The sequence below is a fragment of the Levilactobacillus andaensis genome, assembly GCF_016861695.1.
GTDB classification, from domain to species: domain Bacteria; phylum Bacillota; class Bacilli; order Lactobacillales; family Lactobacillaceae; genus Levilactobacillus; species Levilactobacillus andaensis.
In genome coordinates this window covers 73,133-88,496 of record NZ_BOLP01000007.1, presented here as the reverse complement: position 1 = coordinate 88,496, position 15,364 = coordinate 73,133, and the positions used below count along the sequence as shown (strand labels likewise).

At 50.1% G+C, this 15,364-nt stretch carries 14 protein-coding genes; 4 read left to right on the top strand and 10 right to left on the bottom strand.

The window, feature by feature from the left end; all coding sequences use genetic code 11:
• Positions 1–470: 470 nt before the first annotated feature.
• The 10 genes from rpsR to dnaA all read right to left on the bottom strand — a co-directional run bounded on the left by rpsR (position 471) and on the right by dnaA (position 12,210).
• On the bottom strand, positions 471–710 hold the full coding sequence (gene rpsR / locus JUF10_RS07230; protein ID WP_048733694.1) for a 30S ribosomal protein S18: 240 nt from the start codon (positions 708–710) through the stop codon (positions 471–473).
• Between the two features lie 29 nt (positions 711–739).
• Positions 740–1,312: a single-stranded DNA-binding protein gene (ssb, locus tag JUF10_RS07225; RefSeq protein WP_048733697.1), complete on the bottom strand. Its 573-nt coding sequence runs from the start codon at positions 1,310–1,312 to the stop codon at positions 740–742.
• Between the two features lie 33 nt (positions 1,313–1,345).
• Entirely contained in the window at positions 1,346–1,642 is a 297-nt protein-coding gene (gene rpsF, locus JUF10_RS07220) for a 30S ribosomal protein S6 (protein WP_048733698.1), read from the bottom strand.
• A gap of 217 nt (positions 1,643–1,859) precedes the next feature.
• Entirely contained in the window at positions 1,860–2,648 is a 789-nt protein-coding gene (locus JUF10_RS07215; RefSeq protein ID WP_203641547.1) for a helix-turn-helix domain-containing protein, read from the bottom strand.
• 207 nt (positions 2,649–2,855) lie between these two features.
• Positions 2,856–5,378 (bottom strand): DNA gyrase subunit A, encoded by a 2,523-nt coding sequence (gyrA, locus tag JUF10_RS07210; protein WP_373301303.1) that lies wholly within the window; start codon positions 5,376–5,378, stop codon positions 2,856–2,858.
• Positions 5,379–5,463: 85 nt separating this feature from the next.
• On the bottom strand, positions 5,464–7,410 hold the full coding sequence (gyrB, locus tag JUF10_RS07205; protein WP_203641545.1) for a DNA topoisomerase (ATP-hydrolyzing) subunit B: 1,947 nt from the start codon (positions 7,408–7,410) through the stop codon (positions 5,464–5,466).
• Between the two features lie 3 nt (positions 7,411–7,413).
• Positions 7,414–8,568, bottom strand: a complete 1,155-nt coding sequence (gene recF, locus JUF10_RS07200; protein WP_203641544.1) for a DNA replication/repair protein RecF — start codon at positions 8,566–8,568, stop codon at positions 7,414–7,416.
• Positions 8,568–8,795 (bottom strand): S4 domain-containing protein YaaA, encoded by a 228-nt coding sequence (gene yaaA / locus JUF10_RS07195; protein WP_048733711.1) that lies wholly within the window; start codon positions 8,793–8,795, stop codon positions 8,568–8,570. Before yaaA ends, recF begins: the two co-directional genes overlap by 1 nt.
• Before the next feature lie 598 nt (positions 8,796–9,393).
• A complete protein-coding gene (dnaN, locus tag JUF10_RS07190) occupies positions 9,394–10,533 on the bottom strand; it encodes a DNA polymerase III subunit beta (protein WP_203641543.1) in 1,140 nt (379 codons plus the stop codon).
• A 318-nt stretch (positions 10,534–10,851) separates the two neighbouring features.
• Complete coding sequence (dnaA, locus tag JUF10_RS07185; RefSeq protein WP_203641542.1) at positions 10,852–12,210, bottom strand: chromosomal replication initiator protein DnaA; 1,359 nt, start codon at positions 12,208–12,210, stop codon at positions 10,852–10,854.
• Positions 12,211–12,751: 541 nt separating this feature from the next.
• On the opposite strand from dnaA, the gene rpmH reads away from it, so the two are divergent.
• From rpmH to jag, 4 genes are all read left to right on the top strand, one after another.
• Positions 12,752–12,886, top strand: a complete 135-nt coding sequence (gene rpmH, locus JUF10_RS07180) for a 50S ribosomal protein L34 (protein WP_081624573.1) — start codon at positions 12,752–12,754, stop codon at positions 12,884–12,886.
• 100 nt (positions 12,887–12,986) lie between these two features.
• Entirely contained in the window at positions 12,987–13,343 is a 357-nt protein-coding gene (gene rnpA / locus JUF10_RS07175; RefSeq protein ID WP_048733717.1) for a ribonuclease P protein component, read from the top strand.
• 11 nt (positions 13,344–13,354) lie between these two features.
• Entirely contained in the window at positions 13,355–14,188 is an 834-nt protein-coding gene (gene yidC, locus JUF10_RS07170) for a membrane protein insertase YidC (protein WP_203641598.1), read from the top strand.
• Between the two features lie 371 nt (positions 14,189–14,559).
• Entirely contained in the window at positions 14,560–15,345 is a 786-nt protein-coding gene (gene jag, locus JUF10_RS07165; RefSeq protein ID WP_203641541.1) for an RNA-binding cell elongation regulator Jag/EloR, read from the top strand.
• The last annotated feature ends 19 nt before the right edge of the window (positions 15,346–15,364 follow it).

Here is a 15,364-nt window from a genome sequence, read left to right as displayed (position 1 = left end):
CCTCCATTAATTAAGAATGGCTTCATTGTAATCGCTTTCAATAAAAAGATTCATGCAATGACTTAGTTAGACTAGCCTGGTAAAGTAAGTGCCAACAACCAAGCAACCAAGTAATGCGGTGGCTCAAGAGCTCAGCCATTAATTAGTTGCGATTGCTAAAACTTAACGGAACGTGGCTAACCATGACGGACAAAAACTTTCTGCGCACACTCTATTTACCAAACGAAAAAATCAGGGACAGTCGCACCTGAGCTCGAGCCGGCGATCTAATCTTGGCCTTCGATTAATATCGTGCCCTCAGTATACGGGCTTCGCCGGACCCCCGCTACTAAACAATCTTGTAAATATAATCACATAAAAACCATTCACAGCGATGACCGCCACGGGGGCTAACCATAGCAAGCTTTCCGGCAGATAGGCAAAAAAAAGAACCAACCACATTTCTGTAGTTGGTTCCCGTGAATTTAGAATTAACCTTCTTCACTGACGAAAGGCATTAAGCCCATAATCCGTGAACGCTTGATAGCGATGGTTAACTTACGTTGGTTCTTGGCACTCGTGCCAGTAACCCGACGAGGTAAGATCTTGCCTCGTTCGGAGATAAACCGACGTAATAAGTCAGTGTCTTTGTAATCAATGTATTCGATGTGGTTGGCTGCAATAAAGTCAACCTTACGACGGCGACGGCCGCCACGACGTTGTCCTGCCATAGGATATTTCCCTCCTCGTGTTTTAGAAATTAGAACGGTAAATCATCATCGGAAATGTCAATTGAATCACCAGTATTGGCAAATGGATCGGCTGAGTTATTGTTCCCAGCGTTTCCTTGGTTGCCGGCCGGATTAGGATTCGTGTTTTGCGTAGGCGCTGACGGGGTTGCCGTCGGGTTGCCACTCGTAAACGGATTGGCATTCTGATTCTGACCTTGAGGAGCATTATTATTCATGGAGCCGCCATTGTAGTTACCGCCCTCATTGTTGTTCGCGTTGCGAGAACGTGGTTCGAGGAATGAAAAGTCCTCGACAACAACTTCGGTCACGTAAACACGTTGGCCTTGTTGATTTTCGTAATTCCGGGTCTGGATGCGGCCTTCAATTCCGACAAGGGAACCCTTGTGGAAGAAGTTCGCAAAGTTTTCCGCAGACTTGCGCCAGATGACGCAACTCACGAAATCAGCTTCTCGTTCACCAGTTTTGTTGGTGAACCGCCGATCAACGGCCAGCGTAAATGTGGCAACAGCAGCACCGCCTTGGGTGTAGCGTAAGTCAACATCCCGTGTCAGTCGGCCAGTAAGTACTACTCGGTTGATCATTGCTGAATAACTCCTCTCAAAATTAAAGTTAAATTAGTCTTCGCGCTTAACGATCATGTGACGTAAGATGCTGTCGTTGATCTTAGCTAAACGGTCGAATTCGTTTAAAGCAGCATCATCAGAAGCATTTACCGTGATAACGTGGTAGATACCTTCGTTAAAGCCACCAATTTCGTATGCGAACCGACGCTTTGACCAGTCTTTCGAGTTGATCATTTCTGCACCGTTGTCAGTCAGTAACTTGTCGAAGCGTTCAACCAGTGCGGTCTTAGCGGCATCGTCAAGGTCTGGACGAATGATGTAGGTGATTTCGTATTTAGTAGTTTCCATGAATGTTACACCTCCTTATGGACTTCAGGCCCCCGCTGCAATGCGGAAGCAAGGAGAGACACTAGCGTAAGCCAGATACTCACAAGCTAGTAGTATAGCATATATCTAAAACTTAAGCAAATCGGGGCCGACCGACGGGGTATTGCCTACGCTATATAGTTAACTCCGCAAAACGACCGCGAATATTTTTTTATTGGCGCAATTTTTTAAATTAATTTCAAACCGACACAGCTTGCACAACCACCGCATAAGTCGCCAACAAGGCAAAATTATCTGCCAACCGCGCCGAGCTCTGGTGTTGAGCCGCCCAAGCGACCCCCTCTTGCAAGATCTGACCGGCCACATTGGCTTGTCCTCGTCGAAACAAGATCGCCGCGTATAGATAATAGATGGTCCCCAGCGCGTCGTGCACATCCAGCACGCGATTCTCACGGATCATTTTCACCGCCAAAGTAAATCCGGCATCATCAGCGCGACCGGCCAACGCCTCAACGTAATTTTGTGTCGCCAGCGTGACCAGTTCCAGGGACTGATACTGCTGTGGCCGTTGTGGCGTCATCAATGACAAGGCCGTTTGAAAATACCGACTCGCTCGCCCGGCATCCCCGGTCGCTTGAAACACACTGCACCCGTAGTAATAATAATAAACCTGCAGATCCCGGTCCGTCCGCAACGTGGCTAATCGGTCATGGTTGTCTAAATATGCCATCAGCTTAACGGGTTGTTGGCGCCGTACCAACGTCTCCACCCGACGGCTAAAGACCAGCTGACGGCGCATGACGTACCCAGTCTGGGTCAGTTGCTGCAGGGGGAGCTTTAAGCGCCGACAGAGGCCCGTCAGCAGCTCAGGTGTCGGGATCGTCTGGCCGTCCTCAATCGTCCGTAACTGGTCAACTGAACACAGGCCCGTTGCCAATTCGGCCGGACTAAGTCCCTTTCGTTGCCGCTCGCGTTGTAAATTGTGGCCTAAGCAACTCACCATCGCCGAAAAGTCTGCATTTGTCACGTTGATTTACCCCCTACTATCCCCAGATTGTTAGTTAATCCCTAAGATAGCAGAGTTAATCATTCAAGTAAACGGGATAAACCATTTACAATTAAATTAATATTAGTTTCTTCATGCAAGCGGCTTAACTCAGCTTACAATCCCCCAAACAACGCAAAAAAACGGGTGCCACCATCGCTGGTAGCCACCCGTTTCACCCATTATCTGTTAATCTTCGGCGGTATCGTCGTCGCTATCACTAGCAGCATCGGTATCGTCTGGTACAACTGGAGCCGATTCGGCGGTGGCATCGTCGCTAGCTACCGGGGCATTCCCGTCAGCTGGTGCGGTCTCATCGTCCGTTTCGTCTTCCTTCGCCACCTTGGCCATCGTAGCCACGGCGGTATCGTCGTTTAACCGAATCAAGTGGACCCCTAAGGTTGCCCGCCCGGTCTCGGAAACGTCGGCGCCGCTAAAGCGAATCATGACACCCTTGTTGGTGACCAACATGATGTCTTCGTCGCCATCGAGCGTGGTCAAACCAGCCAAAGGCCCGTTCTTCTCACTCACGTTGACGGTCTTGATCCCTTTACCGCCACGACCCTTGATTGGGTACTCGCTGGCAGCCGTTTGCTTCCCATAACCCTTTTCGGAAATGACAAACACGTGGCTGTCTGGCTTGAGAACACTGGCGCCAATGACATAGTCACCCTCACGCAAGCGAATCCCACGGACCCCGGTTGCGGAACGACCCATGGAACGTACGTCTTCAGCCGCAAAGCTGACGGCGTAGCCCAAGTGCGTCCCGATGATCATGTTCGCTTGGGCATTGATAATGTCCACGTCGATCAGTTCATCGTCTTCCTTCAGATTGATGGCCTTCAGACCATTACTCCGAATGTTGGCAAATTCATCAACTGGCGTCCGTTTGACCGTCCCTTGGACCGTGGTGAAAAATAGGTCCCGGTTGGCGTTCTCGCCCGGATTGGCCACGTTGATAACGGCCTGAACGTGCTCGTTATTGTTGATTCCCAGTAAGTTGATCACTGGAATCCCCTTGGCCGTCCGACCGTATTCAGGAATCTCGTAGCCCTTCATCCGGTAAACTTTCCCGGTGTTGGTGAAGAACAACAACATATCGTGAGTCGAGGTCGCCACGAGGTGTTCGATGAAATCATCATCGTGCACGCCCATGCCTTGAACCCCTTTACCCCCACGGTTCTGCGCCTTGAACTCAGACGTTGGCAAGCGCTTGATGTAGCCGTTGTGCGTCAAAGAGACCACGACGTCTTCTTCAGCGATCAAGTCTTCGTCTTCCAAGCTCAGCACTTCGCCGACCATCAATTCGGTCCGCCGCTTGTCGCCAAACTTGTTTTGGATTTCCAAGAGTTCTTGGTAGATGATGTCTTGTTGACGTTCCTTGGATGCCAAGATCTCCTTGTAATCCTTGATGTTCGCCATGACATCGTTGTATTCTTTTTCGACCTTTTCGCGTTCCAAACCGGTCAGACGAACCAACCGCATGTCCAAGATGGCTTGTGATTGTTTGTCTGACAGACTGTAACGCGTCATCAACTCATTTTTCGCCACTTCAGCGGTCTCGGACTGCCGAATAATGGTGATGATGGCGTCGATGTGGTCCAGTGCGATCCGCAACCCTTCCAGGATGTGGGCCCGGGCTTCGGCCTTCTTCAGTTCAAACGCGGTCCGCCGACGGATAACTTCCATCTGGAATTCCAAGTAGTACTGCAGAATTGGCTTCAATCCCAACACTTTGGGCGCGCCGTTTACAATGGCCAGCATGTTGATCCCAAATGAGGTCTGCAGCAAGGTCATCTTGTATAGGTTATTTAAAATAACTTCGGCACTCGCATCGCGACGAACATCGACCACGATCCGCATCCCTGTCCGGTCAGACTCATCGTTAACATCGGTGATGCCTTCGATTCGTTTGTCCCGGGCCAGTTCGGCGATTCGTTCGATCAATTTCGCCTTGTTGACCATGTATGGAATTTCCGTGGCCACAATGCGTTGCTTCCCATTCTTTTCTTCTTCGATGTCGACCTTCGCCCGCAAGGTAATGGTCCCTTTACCGGTCTCGTAAGCCCGCCGAATAGCGGCCTTACCCATCACGATCCCCCCAGTAGGGAAATCGGGACCCGGCACAGCCTCCATCAAGTCGGCTAAGCTGGCATCGGGGTTCTTCATCAAAATGTGCAGGGCACTGATCACTTCCGTCAGGTTATGCGGCGGAATGTTCGTTGCCATCCCCACGGCGATCCCGGAAGCCCCGTTAACTAACAGGTTGGGGAACCGTGATGGCAAGACAACGGGTTCTCTTTCGGACCCATCATAGTTATCTTGAAAATCAATCGTGTCCTTGTTGATATCCCGCAACATTTCCATCGCAACTTTGCTCAGGCGTGCTTCGGTATACCGCATGGCAGCGGCACCGTCACCATCGACGGAGCCGAAGTTCCCGTGACCATCCACTAACATGTAGCGGTACGAGAAGTCTTGCGCCATTCGCACCATGGATTCGTATACGGCGGAATCCCCATGTGGATGGTACTTACCCAAGACATCCCCGACCACTCTGGCTGATTTCCGGAATGGCTTGTCGGGGGTGATCCCGAGTTCATGCATATCGTACAAAATCCGGCGGTGGACTGGCTTCAAACCATCCCGCACATCCGGTAACGCCCGCTGAACAATCACACTCATCGCGTAATCCAGGAAGGATGTGCGCATCGTTTGTGAAAGGTCAACGTCGGTGATTCGACTTAAATAATCTTGATCAGCCAAATTTTTTACCCTCCGTTCTTCCCGTTACACGTTAAACATCAAGGTCAGCAAAGGTCGCGTTATCCTCGATAAATTGCCGGCGGGGCGCAACTTTATCCCCCATCAACATGCTGAAGACTTGATCTGCATTGATGGCGTCTTGTGCGTCGACCCGTAAGAGCCGCCGGTTTTCAGGATCCATGGTCGTTTCCCAAAGTTGTTCCGCGTCCATTTCTCCTAACCCTTTGTACCGTTGAATTTGTGGCTTGGGTGCAGGAGCTAATTTGCCTAAAATTTCCTTCAACTCATCATCGGTATCCAAGTAACGTTGGAACTTCCCTTGGCGAACCCGATAGAGCGGTGGACAGGCGATATAAACGAACCCAGCATCCAGTAATGGCCGCATGTAACGGTAGATCAGCGTCAATAACAGCGTCCGAATGTGGGCGCCATCGACATCGGCATCGGTCATAATGATCAGCTTATGGTAGTTGGCCTTGGCAACGTCGAAATCGTCACCAAACCCGGTCCCCATGGCCGTAAACAGCGAACGAATTTCTTCGTTGGCTAAGATCCGGTCCATTGAGGCCTTTTCCACGTTTAAAATTTTCCCCCGAATAGGCAGGATGGCTTGTGTCAGCCGCGACCGGCCTTGCTTAGCCGACCCACCGGCGGAATCCCCTTCGACAATGAACAATTCGGAGATTTCGGGGTCCTTGGACGTGTTATCGGCCAATTTCCCAGGCAGGTTACTGATTTCAAGTCCGCTCTTCTTCCGCGTAACTTCCCGCGCCCGCTTTGCAGCGACCCGCGCTTTGGAAGCCAACGTCCCTTTGTCCACAACCTTGCGGGCAATATCGGGGTGCTCCATCAGGTAACGCATGAAGTGGTCGGCAAACGTGTGGTCCACGGCCGTCCGGGCATCGGAGTTCCCTAACTTGGTCTTGGTTTGACCTTCAAACTGAGGGTCCGGATGCTTGACGGAGACCACGGCGGTTAAGCCTTCACGAACGTCATCCCCGGTCAGGTTAGGTTCGTTGTCCTTCATCAGCTTGTTTTGGCGCGCATAGTCGTTGACGACCCGCGTCAAGGCCCGTTTGAACCCTTCCTCATGCGTCCCACCTTCGTAGGTATGGATGTTGTTGGTAAAGGTCAACAGGTTGTTGTGATAATCATCGGTATACTGTAGGGCCACTTCAACGGTGATGCCATTTTCTTGGCCTTCAACGTAGATCGGTGGTTCGAACAGTGTCGTTTTATTTTCGTTTAAGTAGTCAACATAGTGGCGAATCCCGCCTTCATACAGGAAATCCTCTTCCGTTGGCGTTTCTGGTCGTTCGTCACGAATCGTGATTCGCAGACCCTTGTTCAAGAAAGCCAGCTCGCGGATCCGGGTGGTCAACGTCTTAATATCAAACGTCGTCGTTTCCCGGAAGATATCTGGATCCGGCAGGAAGTGAACGATGGTCCCATGGCGTTCTGGATCAAGGCCCTCTTCGGCAACGTACATCGGTGTCTTCACGTGGCCGCGTTCAAAGCCAATGGCATAACGTTTGCCATCCCGAATGACTTGAACCTCCAAATGGGTCGACAGGGCGTTAACAACGGACGCCCCCACCCCGTGGAGACCACCGGAGACCTTGTACCCGCCGCCGCCAAATTTACCACCGGCATGCAGGATCGTGTAGACCGTTTCCAAAGCGGGTTTCCCCGTCTTCTTCTGAATATCCACAGGAATCCCCCGCCCGTTATCGGTCACGGTGATACTGTTGTCCTTTTCGACCGTCACGTGAATAACGTCGGCAAAGCCCGCTAAGGCTTCATCGATCCCGTTATCGACAATTTCCCAGACCAAATGGTGCAGACCTTGGGAACTGGTCGTGCCAATGTACATCCCTGGACGCTTCCGGACCGCTTCCAAGCCTTCCAAGACTTGAATTTGGCTGGCATCGTATTCCCGGGCTTGTTCTGCTTTGGTTTCGTGTTCGTAATCAGCCACTGCCTAATCCTCCTTTGTTGCCGAATCCCCCGTTGCAGGCGATTCATCGGCCACCACGGCCCCGTTCTCCACGTGAAAAATGGTTGGGTCCTTGATCAGCTGGCGAGTGATCCCGCTCAAGCTGGTGGTGGTAATAAACGTTTGTACTTTGTCCTGAATCGCCGTCAACAAATGTGTCTGGCGGGCGTCATCCAGTTCGGAAAGTACGTCATCAAGTAATAAGACCGGATATTCACCGGTCTCTTCTTTCATCAGGTCGATCTCGGCAAGCTTGACGCTCAACGCCGTAGTCCGTTGCTGGCCCTGCGACCCAAACGTCTGGACATTCTTGCCGTTGACCTGAAAATGCAGGTCGTCGCGGTGCGGGCCAATCAGAGTCGTTCCCTGATAGAGTTCCTTGTCGCGCTGCCTGGTGTAGAGGGCCGTTAACGCATCGCAAATGGTCTTGGCGTCCGTCAACTGGTCGTCAGGGACCTGCGTCGCGTAGTGGAACGTCAACTCCTCGCGCTGCTGTGAAATCTCAGCGTGAATCGTCTGGGCCCAGTGCTCGAGCTTACGTAACATCGTCAGCCGGGCCATGATAATTTCCGCCCCGTAAGCCGCTAACTGATCGGACAGGACAGACAAAAAAAGGAGGTCCTTTTTTTGTTTGTGTTGTAAATCCTTCAAGTAGTGGTTCCGTTGCTTCAATAAGGTCCGGTACTGACTGAGGTTGTAAAGGTAACGGGGATTCATTTGCCCGAACTCCATATCCATAAAGCGCCGCCGCACAGCGGGAGCGCCTTTGACGATGGCGAGATCTTCCGGTGCAAACAAGATCACGTTTAGCTGACCCACGTACTGGGAAAGCCGCGCTTGTTCCAAGTGATTGACCTTGGCCCGTTTCCCCTGCCGCGAAAAAGTGAGCTCTAACGGCACCGTGCCGGCAGATTTAACCACGCGGCCACTCACCTTGGCCGTTTTGGCCTGCCAATTGACCAAATCATGGTCATTGGCGGTTCGGTGACTGCGGGTTAACGCCAGCACGTAGATTGCCTCTAGTAAATTGGTCTTGCCCTGCGCATTTTCACCCAATAAGACGTTGATGCCTTGACCTAACTGAAGATCGGCATCTTGGTAATTACGAAAATGCTGCAGCTGCAACTCTTGCAAATACATTATTCACCCTGCTTTGAGCGTATAACAAATGAGCCTGCATCAGGAACATCGACCGTATCGTCTGGATACAGCTTACGGCCCCGTCGATCATCTGGTTCGTCGTTGACGTTCACGGTGTTTTCCCGCAAATACCACTTGGCTTGACCGCCAGTACTAATAACGGATTCTTCCTTGAGCATCTGGCCCAAAGTGATGTAGGGCGTGTCAATGAAAACTTCTTTTTTCACAATTTCACCCCTTAATTTTCTTCTCTTATATTATACCGCTTTTTACGGCAAAGGTACAGATTAGTTACCTTATTTTTGCGCTCTCAGCCGATTTGACCCATTCTTGATATTTTTGGTGAAAATGCTATAGATTTGCTCAGAATTAAAATGAGCGCCGTTCAAACGAAAAACGGCTATTTTTGGCCGCAAAATCAGCAACCACCCAATTTCGCTAAAAATCAGCCGGCATGTGCGCACGCAAGTAACGGATTTCGACCCAAGTTTTACACGGTTTTCACGAGTGCTGGAAGAAATGAAGACGGTGGGCTTTAGTATTTTATTTATAGCGAGAATGACCGGCTCGATCGCCCTATTTTTCAGCCAATCAGAACTGTGTTTATGATTTTGATAAACATTTTAAGGAACGCCTGCCAACTGAGGCTCGTCTAAAAATAACGGAACGTGGTTTCTGCGGATCGGATAGTTAGCCACGCCTCGTGGTGACCAGTGATCGCCCGCGAAGTTATCCACAGCCGCGCTTTAATTTCTCCGTAAAAAAAAGACGCATGCCGCGCAAGAAAATCGCGGAATACGTCTTTAATTTCAGTTAAAAACCAGTCTAGAACGTCCGGACTGGCGTGATCAGCTGGATAAAGTTGCTCGTGTCTTCCGTTGGGACCAACGTGAAGGGCCGCAATGCGGAAGTAAAGGCCACGCGAATCGTCGCTTGACCAAATGACCGCAACGCATCCTTCATGTAATCGGGGTTAAACGAAATTTCGAGGTCATCACCGGTCAGATCCTTGGGGGCCAAGTCTTCTTCAACGTTTCCGACATCGGGTGAGTTACTGAAGATGGTGACCTGATTATCGGCTGGCGTCAACGTCAGCTTAACTACGTTGTTCCGGGATTCGTGAGACAACAGTGAGGCCCGTTCGACAGCCGCCAGTAATTCTGGTGCTTCGAATTCAACCGTGGTTGAGGCTTCCTTAGGGATCAACCGGAACGTATCAGGGTAGTTCCCTTCTAGCAAGCGGGAGTAGAACGACGTGTCGCCAAGTAAGAACAGGACTTGGTTTTCGGAGAACTGCATCTTCACGTCGCTATCGTCATCACCGATCATCCGGGATAATTCAGTCAAACTCTTCCCGGGGATGATCACATCAAACGTTGCGTTACTTGGTGTTGGCAGTTCAATTTGCCGTTGGCTCAACCGGTGACTATCCGTGGCGACCGCCAAAAATTGGTTGTCGGCCAAGACAAAGTGGACCCCAGTTAAGATTGGGCGACTCTCTTGGTTGGAAACGGCGATAACCGTTTGGCTGATCAGTTCCTTGAAGACGGCCCCGGACAGCACAACGGAATCCGCGGCGTCGATCTCTGGTAAATGCGGATAGTTGTTGGCGTCTTGACCATTGATGTTAAAGGACGCGGCGCCAGACGTGATTTCGGTTTGGAAACCGTCCTTAACGGTAACGGTCAGTTCCTTTTCAGGCAACTTCTTAACGATTTCACCGAAGAAACGGGCGGTTAGTACGATTGAACCGGGTTCATCAATGCTTAAGCCAACATCTGGATCGTCAGCTCTGATCAACGATTCAATTGAAATGTCGGCATTGGAACCTGTTAGCAGTAAGCCCGCATCGCTGGCAACGATCTTTAACCCTGTCAGTATCGGAATCGTTGTCTTGGATGAGATTGCCCGGGAAACGTTATTGAGTTCTGCAGTGAACGCTTGCCGGTTGATGGTGAATTTCATATTTTGAACACTCCTTTGTGTGGTGCGCTATTTACTTAATTAAAAGAAAAAGATAGTAGCCGTAGTAGAGCGGTGTATTCTGTGGATAACTTTAGAGAAGGCCTTGTGTTACTAGCTTTTCCACCTGTGGATAACTTGTGGATAACTTTTGACCTTTTCCTTTTTTATCCACACCCGTCATTTCCTCGTTGGGTATGCACCCACGGAAAAATGGTGGCTCCTGCTGACACGGCTTAATTTTATCATACGCCAGTTAGTCACAAAAAGATCGCCGCGAGCCCGTCTCGGTTTAACGTAGAGACCCGGACGATTCTTTGCTTATTGGTGGAGCTCATTGCGGAGATTCTCGATATCCTTTTGGAGTTCGGGGTCCGTCTTGAGCGAAGCAGCGATTTTATCGTAGGCGTGAATGACGGTCGTATGGTCTTTACCGCCAAATTCGTTTCCGATACGGGGCAATGACGCCTCCGTCAGTTCGCGCGAGAGGTACATGGCGATTTGCCGGGGCATGACGATCATTTTCTTGCGTTTCTTTCCCTTGAGGTCCTTGAGAGACACGTGGAAATAGTCAGCAACCCGGTTTTGAATCACCGGAATCGTCACGGCATCGCTGGCGTTAAGGAGATTCAAGCTCTTGAGCGCTTCGGCGGCGAGGTCGGTCGTGATCGGCTGATGCATCAGTTGATGATAAGCCTGAACACGAGCCAAGGCCCCTTCGAGTTCACGGACGTTAGAGTCAATCTGCCCGGCGATGTAACTTAAAGTGTCGTCGGGGATGTCGATCTGGTCGGCATCGGCTTTGTTTCTAAGAATGGCGATTCGCGTCTCCAAGTCTGGCGGCGTGATATCGACCGAAAGACCCCAAACAAACCGCGAAACTAGGCGGTCTTGGAGCTTAGGAATCTCATTTGGTAGCCGGTCAGACGTCAGCACGATTTGTTTTTCGGCGGCGTAGAGGGCATTAAATGTATGGAAGAACTCTTCTTGCGTTCCTTCCTTATTAGCGAAGAATTGAATATCATCGACTAGCAGCAGATCAACGTTACGGTACTCCTGACGGAACTGCTCCTGCGTCCGAGTTTGAATCGCATTAATAAAGTCATTCGTGAAGGCCTCGCTGGTGACGTACTTGATCTTGGTGTCCGGATGCGCTTCAAGCATTTTATTGCCGATCGCATGCATCAAGTGGGTCTTACCCAGACCGACGCCACCGTAGAAGAAGAGGGGATTGTACATTTTACCAGGTTCTTCAGAGACAACCAAGGCCGCAGCATGGGCCATTTGGTTACCTTTACCGATGACGAAAGTGTCAAACGTGTAGCGGGGATTCAAGGCCGTTTCCTTCATAAAAGTTGGCGTCGGTTCATTCATGATCGCGCCGTCTAGGGTGCCAGATTTGGCTTTGAGCGTCGCTTGTTGCTGGCGTTCACCCTCTAAAATGAGTTCGGGTTGAATATCTTCGTGAGTGGTTTGGTATGCGTATTCTATCAATTGCTGGTCCAAATGTTGGTTATTCCAGTAATCACGATGCAGGGGTGATGGAAGTTCCAAAGTTAATTTGTTGCCGATTAAAGAAATCGGCTTGGCTGTTTCGATCCAAGTTGAGTAGGTCGTTGGTGCGTAATTGTCCTTAAACAACTTTTGGATGCCAGCCCACAAATCTGACATTTCTGGCACTGAGGTATCCCCCTATTTTTAGTTTACAAACTCATTTATCCATTGGGAGTATGACCCCCAAAAAGAAAACGTACATTCAGTGTAGCATGAAGGAAAAAAGTTTTCCACAGGCTATTGTTGGGTGTGCATAATTGTTTCACAGGAAGTGGAAAGAGTTATCCACAGGGTGGTCAAGAACGGTGCATAACTTTTTGAATAACTAGTTATGCACAGGACATGGTGGACTACAAAAGTGATAGTATCAAGTGTTTCACAAGTTATCCACATAATTAACAAAGCTTAATTTTTAAAAGTAAACAGCCTGTGGAACAGTGGATAACCCAGTTAGCAAGTCGCAAATAACTTTTTTGAAATCCGCAAGTTATCCACAGGCTAAGTGCATGAAACAAATTTATCCGGGGACAACTTTTTCTTGGAAATTTAAAGTTGCTGTTTCAATTTGACGTTTTTTATGATAGTATATTCAGGAAATGCATTTAGTGTTTGTCTGGCACTGTCAGATGAAAAATAAATAGTCATCGTTAAGAGAGGAGAACTTACCATGAAACGTACTTTCCAACCAAAGAAACGTCACCGTTCACGTGTCCACGGCTTCCGCAAGCGCATGAGCACTAGCAATGGCCGTCAAGTATTAGCACGTCGCCGTCAAAAGGGACGTAAAGTATTGTCTGCATAGGCCGCTGATGGTTCAGTGGTCTTTTTATTTTATCTGCGGAGTGACTGGGACACCAATTCCCCGCGGACTGAAAAATAGTTGAGAATTTTGGAGATGCACCATGCGAAAATCTTACCGCATTAAGAAAGAAGCGGAATTTCAGCAGGTCTTTGAAACCAGGAATTCAGTCGCTAATCGGCAATTCGTGGTGTATTCAATGGAAAAACCAGATCAGCCGCACTTCCGGGTCGGCATTTCTGTTGGGAAAAAGATTGGTAACGCCGTTCACCGTAACTGGGTGAAGCGCCGCATTCGGCAGAGTTTGCTCGAGTTAAAGCCTTATCTGAAACAAGATGTAGACTTTCTCGTCATTGCTCGGCCCCGTGCGGATGGCATTGCCATGCCCGACGCGAAACGCAGCCTGGTGCACGTACTGAAGCTGGCTAAACTGCTGGATTCCAGCTATAGCGAGGAATAAACGTGAAAAACGTGAAAAAGTACAAACGCACCCTACTGATGCTGGGCATTGTGGGTTTAGTGTTCATCCTTTCCGCTTGTAGCAATAAGCCAATTACGAATCAAAGTACCGGGATCTGGGACGGCCTGATCGTTCTAAACTTCTCGCGGGCGATTATCTGGTTGGCTCATTTCTTCGGTAATAGTTACGGGATCGGGATCATCATCTTTACGATCATTATCCGGATCATCCTGCTACCACTGATGATCTTCCAAACGCGTAGCATGCGGAAGACCCAAGAGGTTCAACCCCAATTAAAAGCATTACAGAAAAAGTATTCGTCTAAAGACAGAGAAACGATGGCCAAACTTCAGTCAGAACAGCAAAAGCTGTACTCTGAAGCCGGCATCAATCCAATGATGGGTTGTTTACCAGCCTTGGTTCAATTGCCCATTATCTGGGCACTGTATCAAGCCATTTGGCGGACAGCCGTTCTGCGGTCTGGGACGTTCCTGTGGCTGCAACTTGGTCACAAGGACCCGTACTTCATTTTGCCGATTTTGGCAGCCTTAGCCACGTTCTTGAGTTCGTGGTTAACGACGAAGTCCGCGCCAGAGACTAACTCCATGAACACGATGATGATCGTCGGGATGCCCGTGGTGGTCTTCTTTACCGCCATGAACGTCGCCTCATCACTGTCGTTGTACTGGACGGTTTCTTACGTCTTCCAAGTGGGCCAAACCCTATTGATTCAAAATCCGTGGAAGATTCAAGCGGAACGCGATCAAAAGGAAAAGGTCAAAGCCGAACACGAACGCACTGTGAAAAAAGCAATGCGGCGTGCTAAGCAAAGCAAACGTAAATAACATCTAAAAAATGCATTTCTCGCCGTTCGGTTATTTCCGAGCGGTTTTTTTGTTGTCAAAGAACGAGTTTTGACGCAAGAATTGTAGAACGGATAACACCTCCTTACCGGTTCAATGGTTACTTTGCTAAAATCAAAATGACTTTTTCGGTTGTCGTAGCCGCCTACATGGTTACTAACGAAATTTTTGACCGAATTGGTGGATGGAATCCCTGATTTTAAGGGATTCTTAAGAGTGACCGTTAATTTTTGATGCTGATTTTCTAGCGAAAGCGACGGTAGAGATTTCTGTAATTTTAGACGGATTGCGCAGTGCCTGACGGTCGTTATGGTATACTAAAATTTAGCGAATAGACACGGGAGGAATAAACGATGACGATCTTTACGGGGAAAACGGAAGCAGCGGCGATCGAAGCGGGACTAGCCGCATTGAACAGCCGTCGTGACCAGGTGATGACGAAGGTGGTCACGGCGCCACGTAAGGGTTTGTTTGGTATCGGCCGGCGCGATGCGATGGTCGACGTGGTCTTGAAACCCGTTGCAGCAGCCAGTGAAGCGGCTAAGCAGCCAGTCGCCGCCAAGACGAGTAGTGCCGCCGTCAAGCCAGCGCGACCAGCCAAAGCACAACCGGCACCGGTGGCAGCCACACCAACCGAGGACCAACCAGCCGAACCAACGGTGACCCTTGAGGAGCGCCGTGAGCAACGCGAGGCGGCCGTCGACGCCGTTCAGGATTACCTGGCAAACATCGTGGAACAACTGGGCATTGACGCGACGCTAGACGTTGAGAACACGGCTCATCGCCAAGTCCGCCTAGAATTTACCACGGATAAGGAAGGCCTGCTGATCGGGAAACATGGTCGGACAATCAATGCGTTACAGAGCCTGGGTCAACTGTTCTTGAACCATCATGGCGCTGCCCACGTTGATTTGGAACTGGACGTGGCGGGCTACCGGGAACGGCGGGCGGCAACCTTGATGCGTCTGGCCGAAAGTACCGCGCGGGAAGTGGTGGCGACCGGGAAGCCGATCTATTTAGACCCGATGCCGTCATTTGAACGGAAACAGATTCACGCGGTCCTGGCGAAGAACCGCCACGTGACGACGTACTCGGCCGGCAAAGAGCCACACCGCGCCGTTGTGATCGAACCGTCATAGTTTCCGTTTGACAAAACGA

Coding starts and splice junctions, on each gene's coding strand:
- dnaN (WP_203641543.1), bottom strand. CDS start 10,533: ATGAAATTCACCATCAACCGGCAAGCGTTCACTGCAGAACTCAATAAC.
- rpmH (WP_081624573.1), top strand. CDS start 12,752: ATGAAACGTACTTTCCAACCAAAGAAACGTCACCGTTCACGTGTCCAC.
- rpsR (WP_048733694.1), bottom strand. CDS start 710: ATGGCAGGACAACGTCGTGGCGGCCGTCGCCGTCGTAAGGTTGACTTT.
- jag (WP_203641541.1), top strand. CDS start 14,560: ATGACGATCTTTACGGGGAAAACGGAAGCAGCGGCGATCGAAGCGGGA.
- rnpA (WP_048733717.1), top strand. CDS start 12,987: ATGCGAAAATCTTACCGCATTAAGAAAGAAGCGGAATTTCAGCAGGTC.
- recF (WP_203641544.1), bottom strand. CDS start 8,568: ATGTATTTGCAAGAGTTGCAGCTGCAGCATTTTCGTAATTACCAAGAT.
- gyrA (WP_373301303.1), bottom strand. CDS start 5,378: ATGCGCACATCCTTCCTGGATTACGCGATGAGTGTGATTGTTCAGCGG.
- ssb (WP_048733697.1), bottom strand. CDS start 1,312: ATGATCAACCGAGTAGTACTTACTGGCCGACTGACACGGGATGTTGAC.
- rpsF (WP_048733698.1), bottom strand. CDS start 1,642: ATGGAAACTACTAAATACGAAATCACCTACATCATTCGTCCAGACCTT.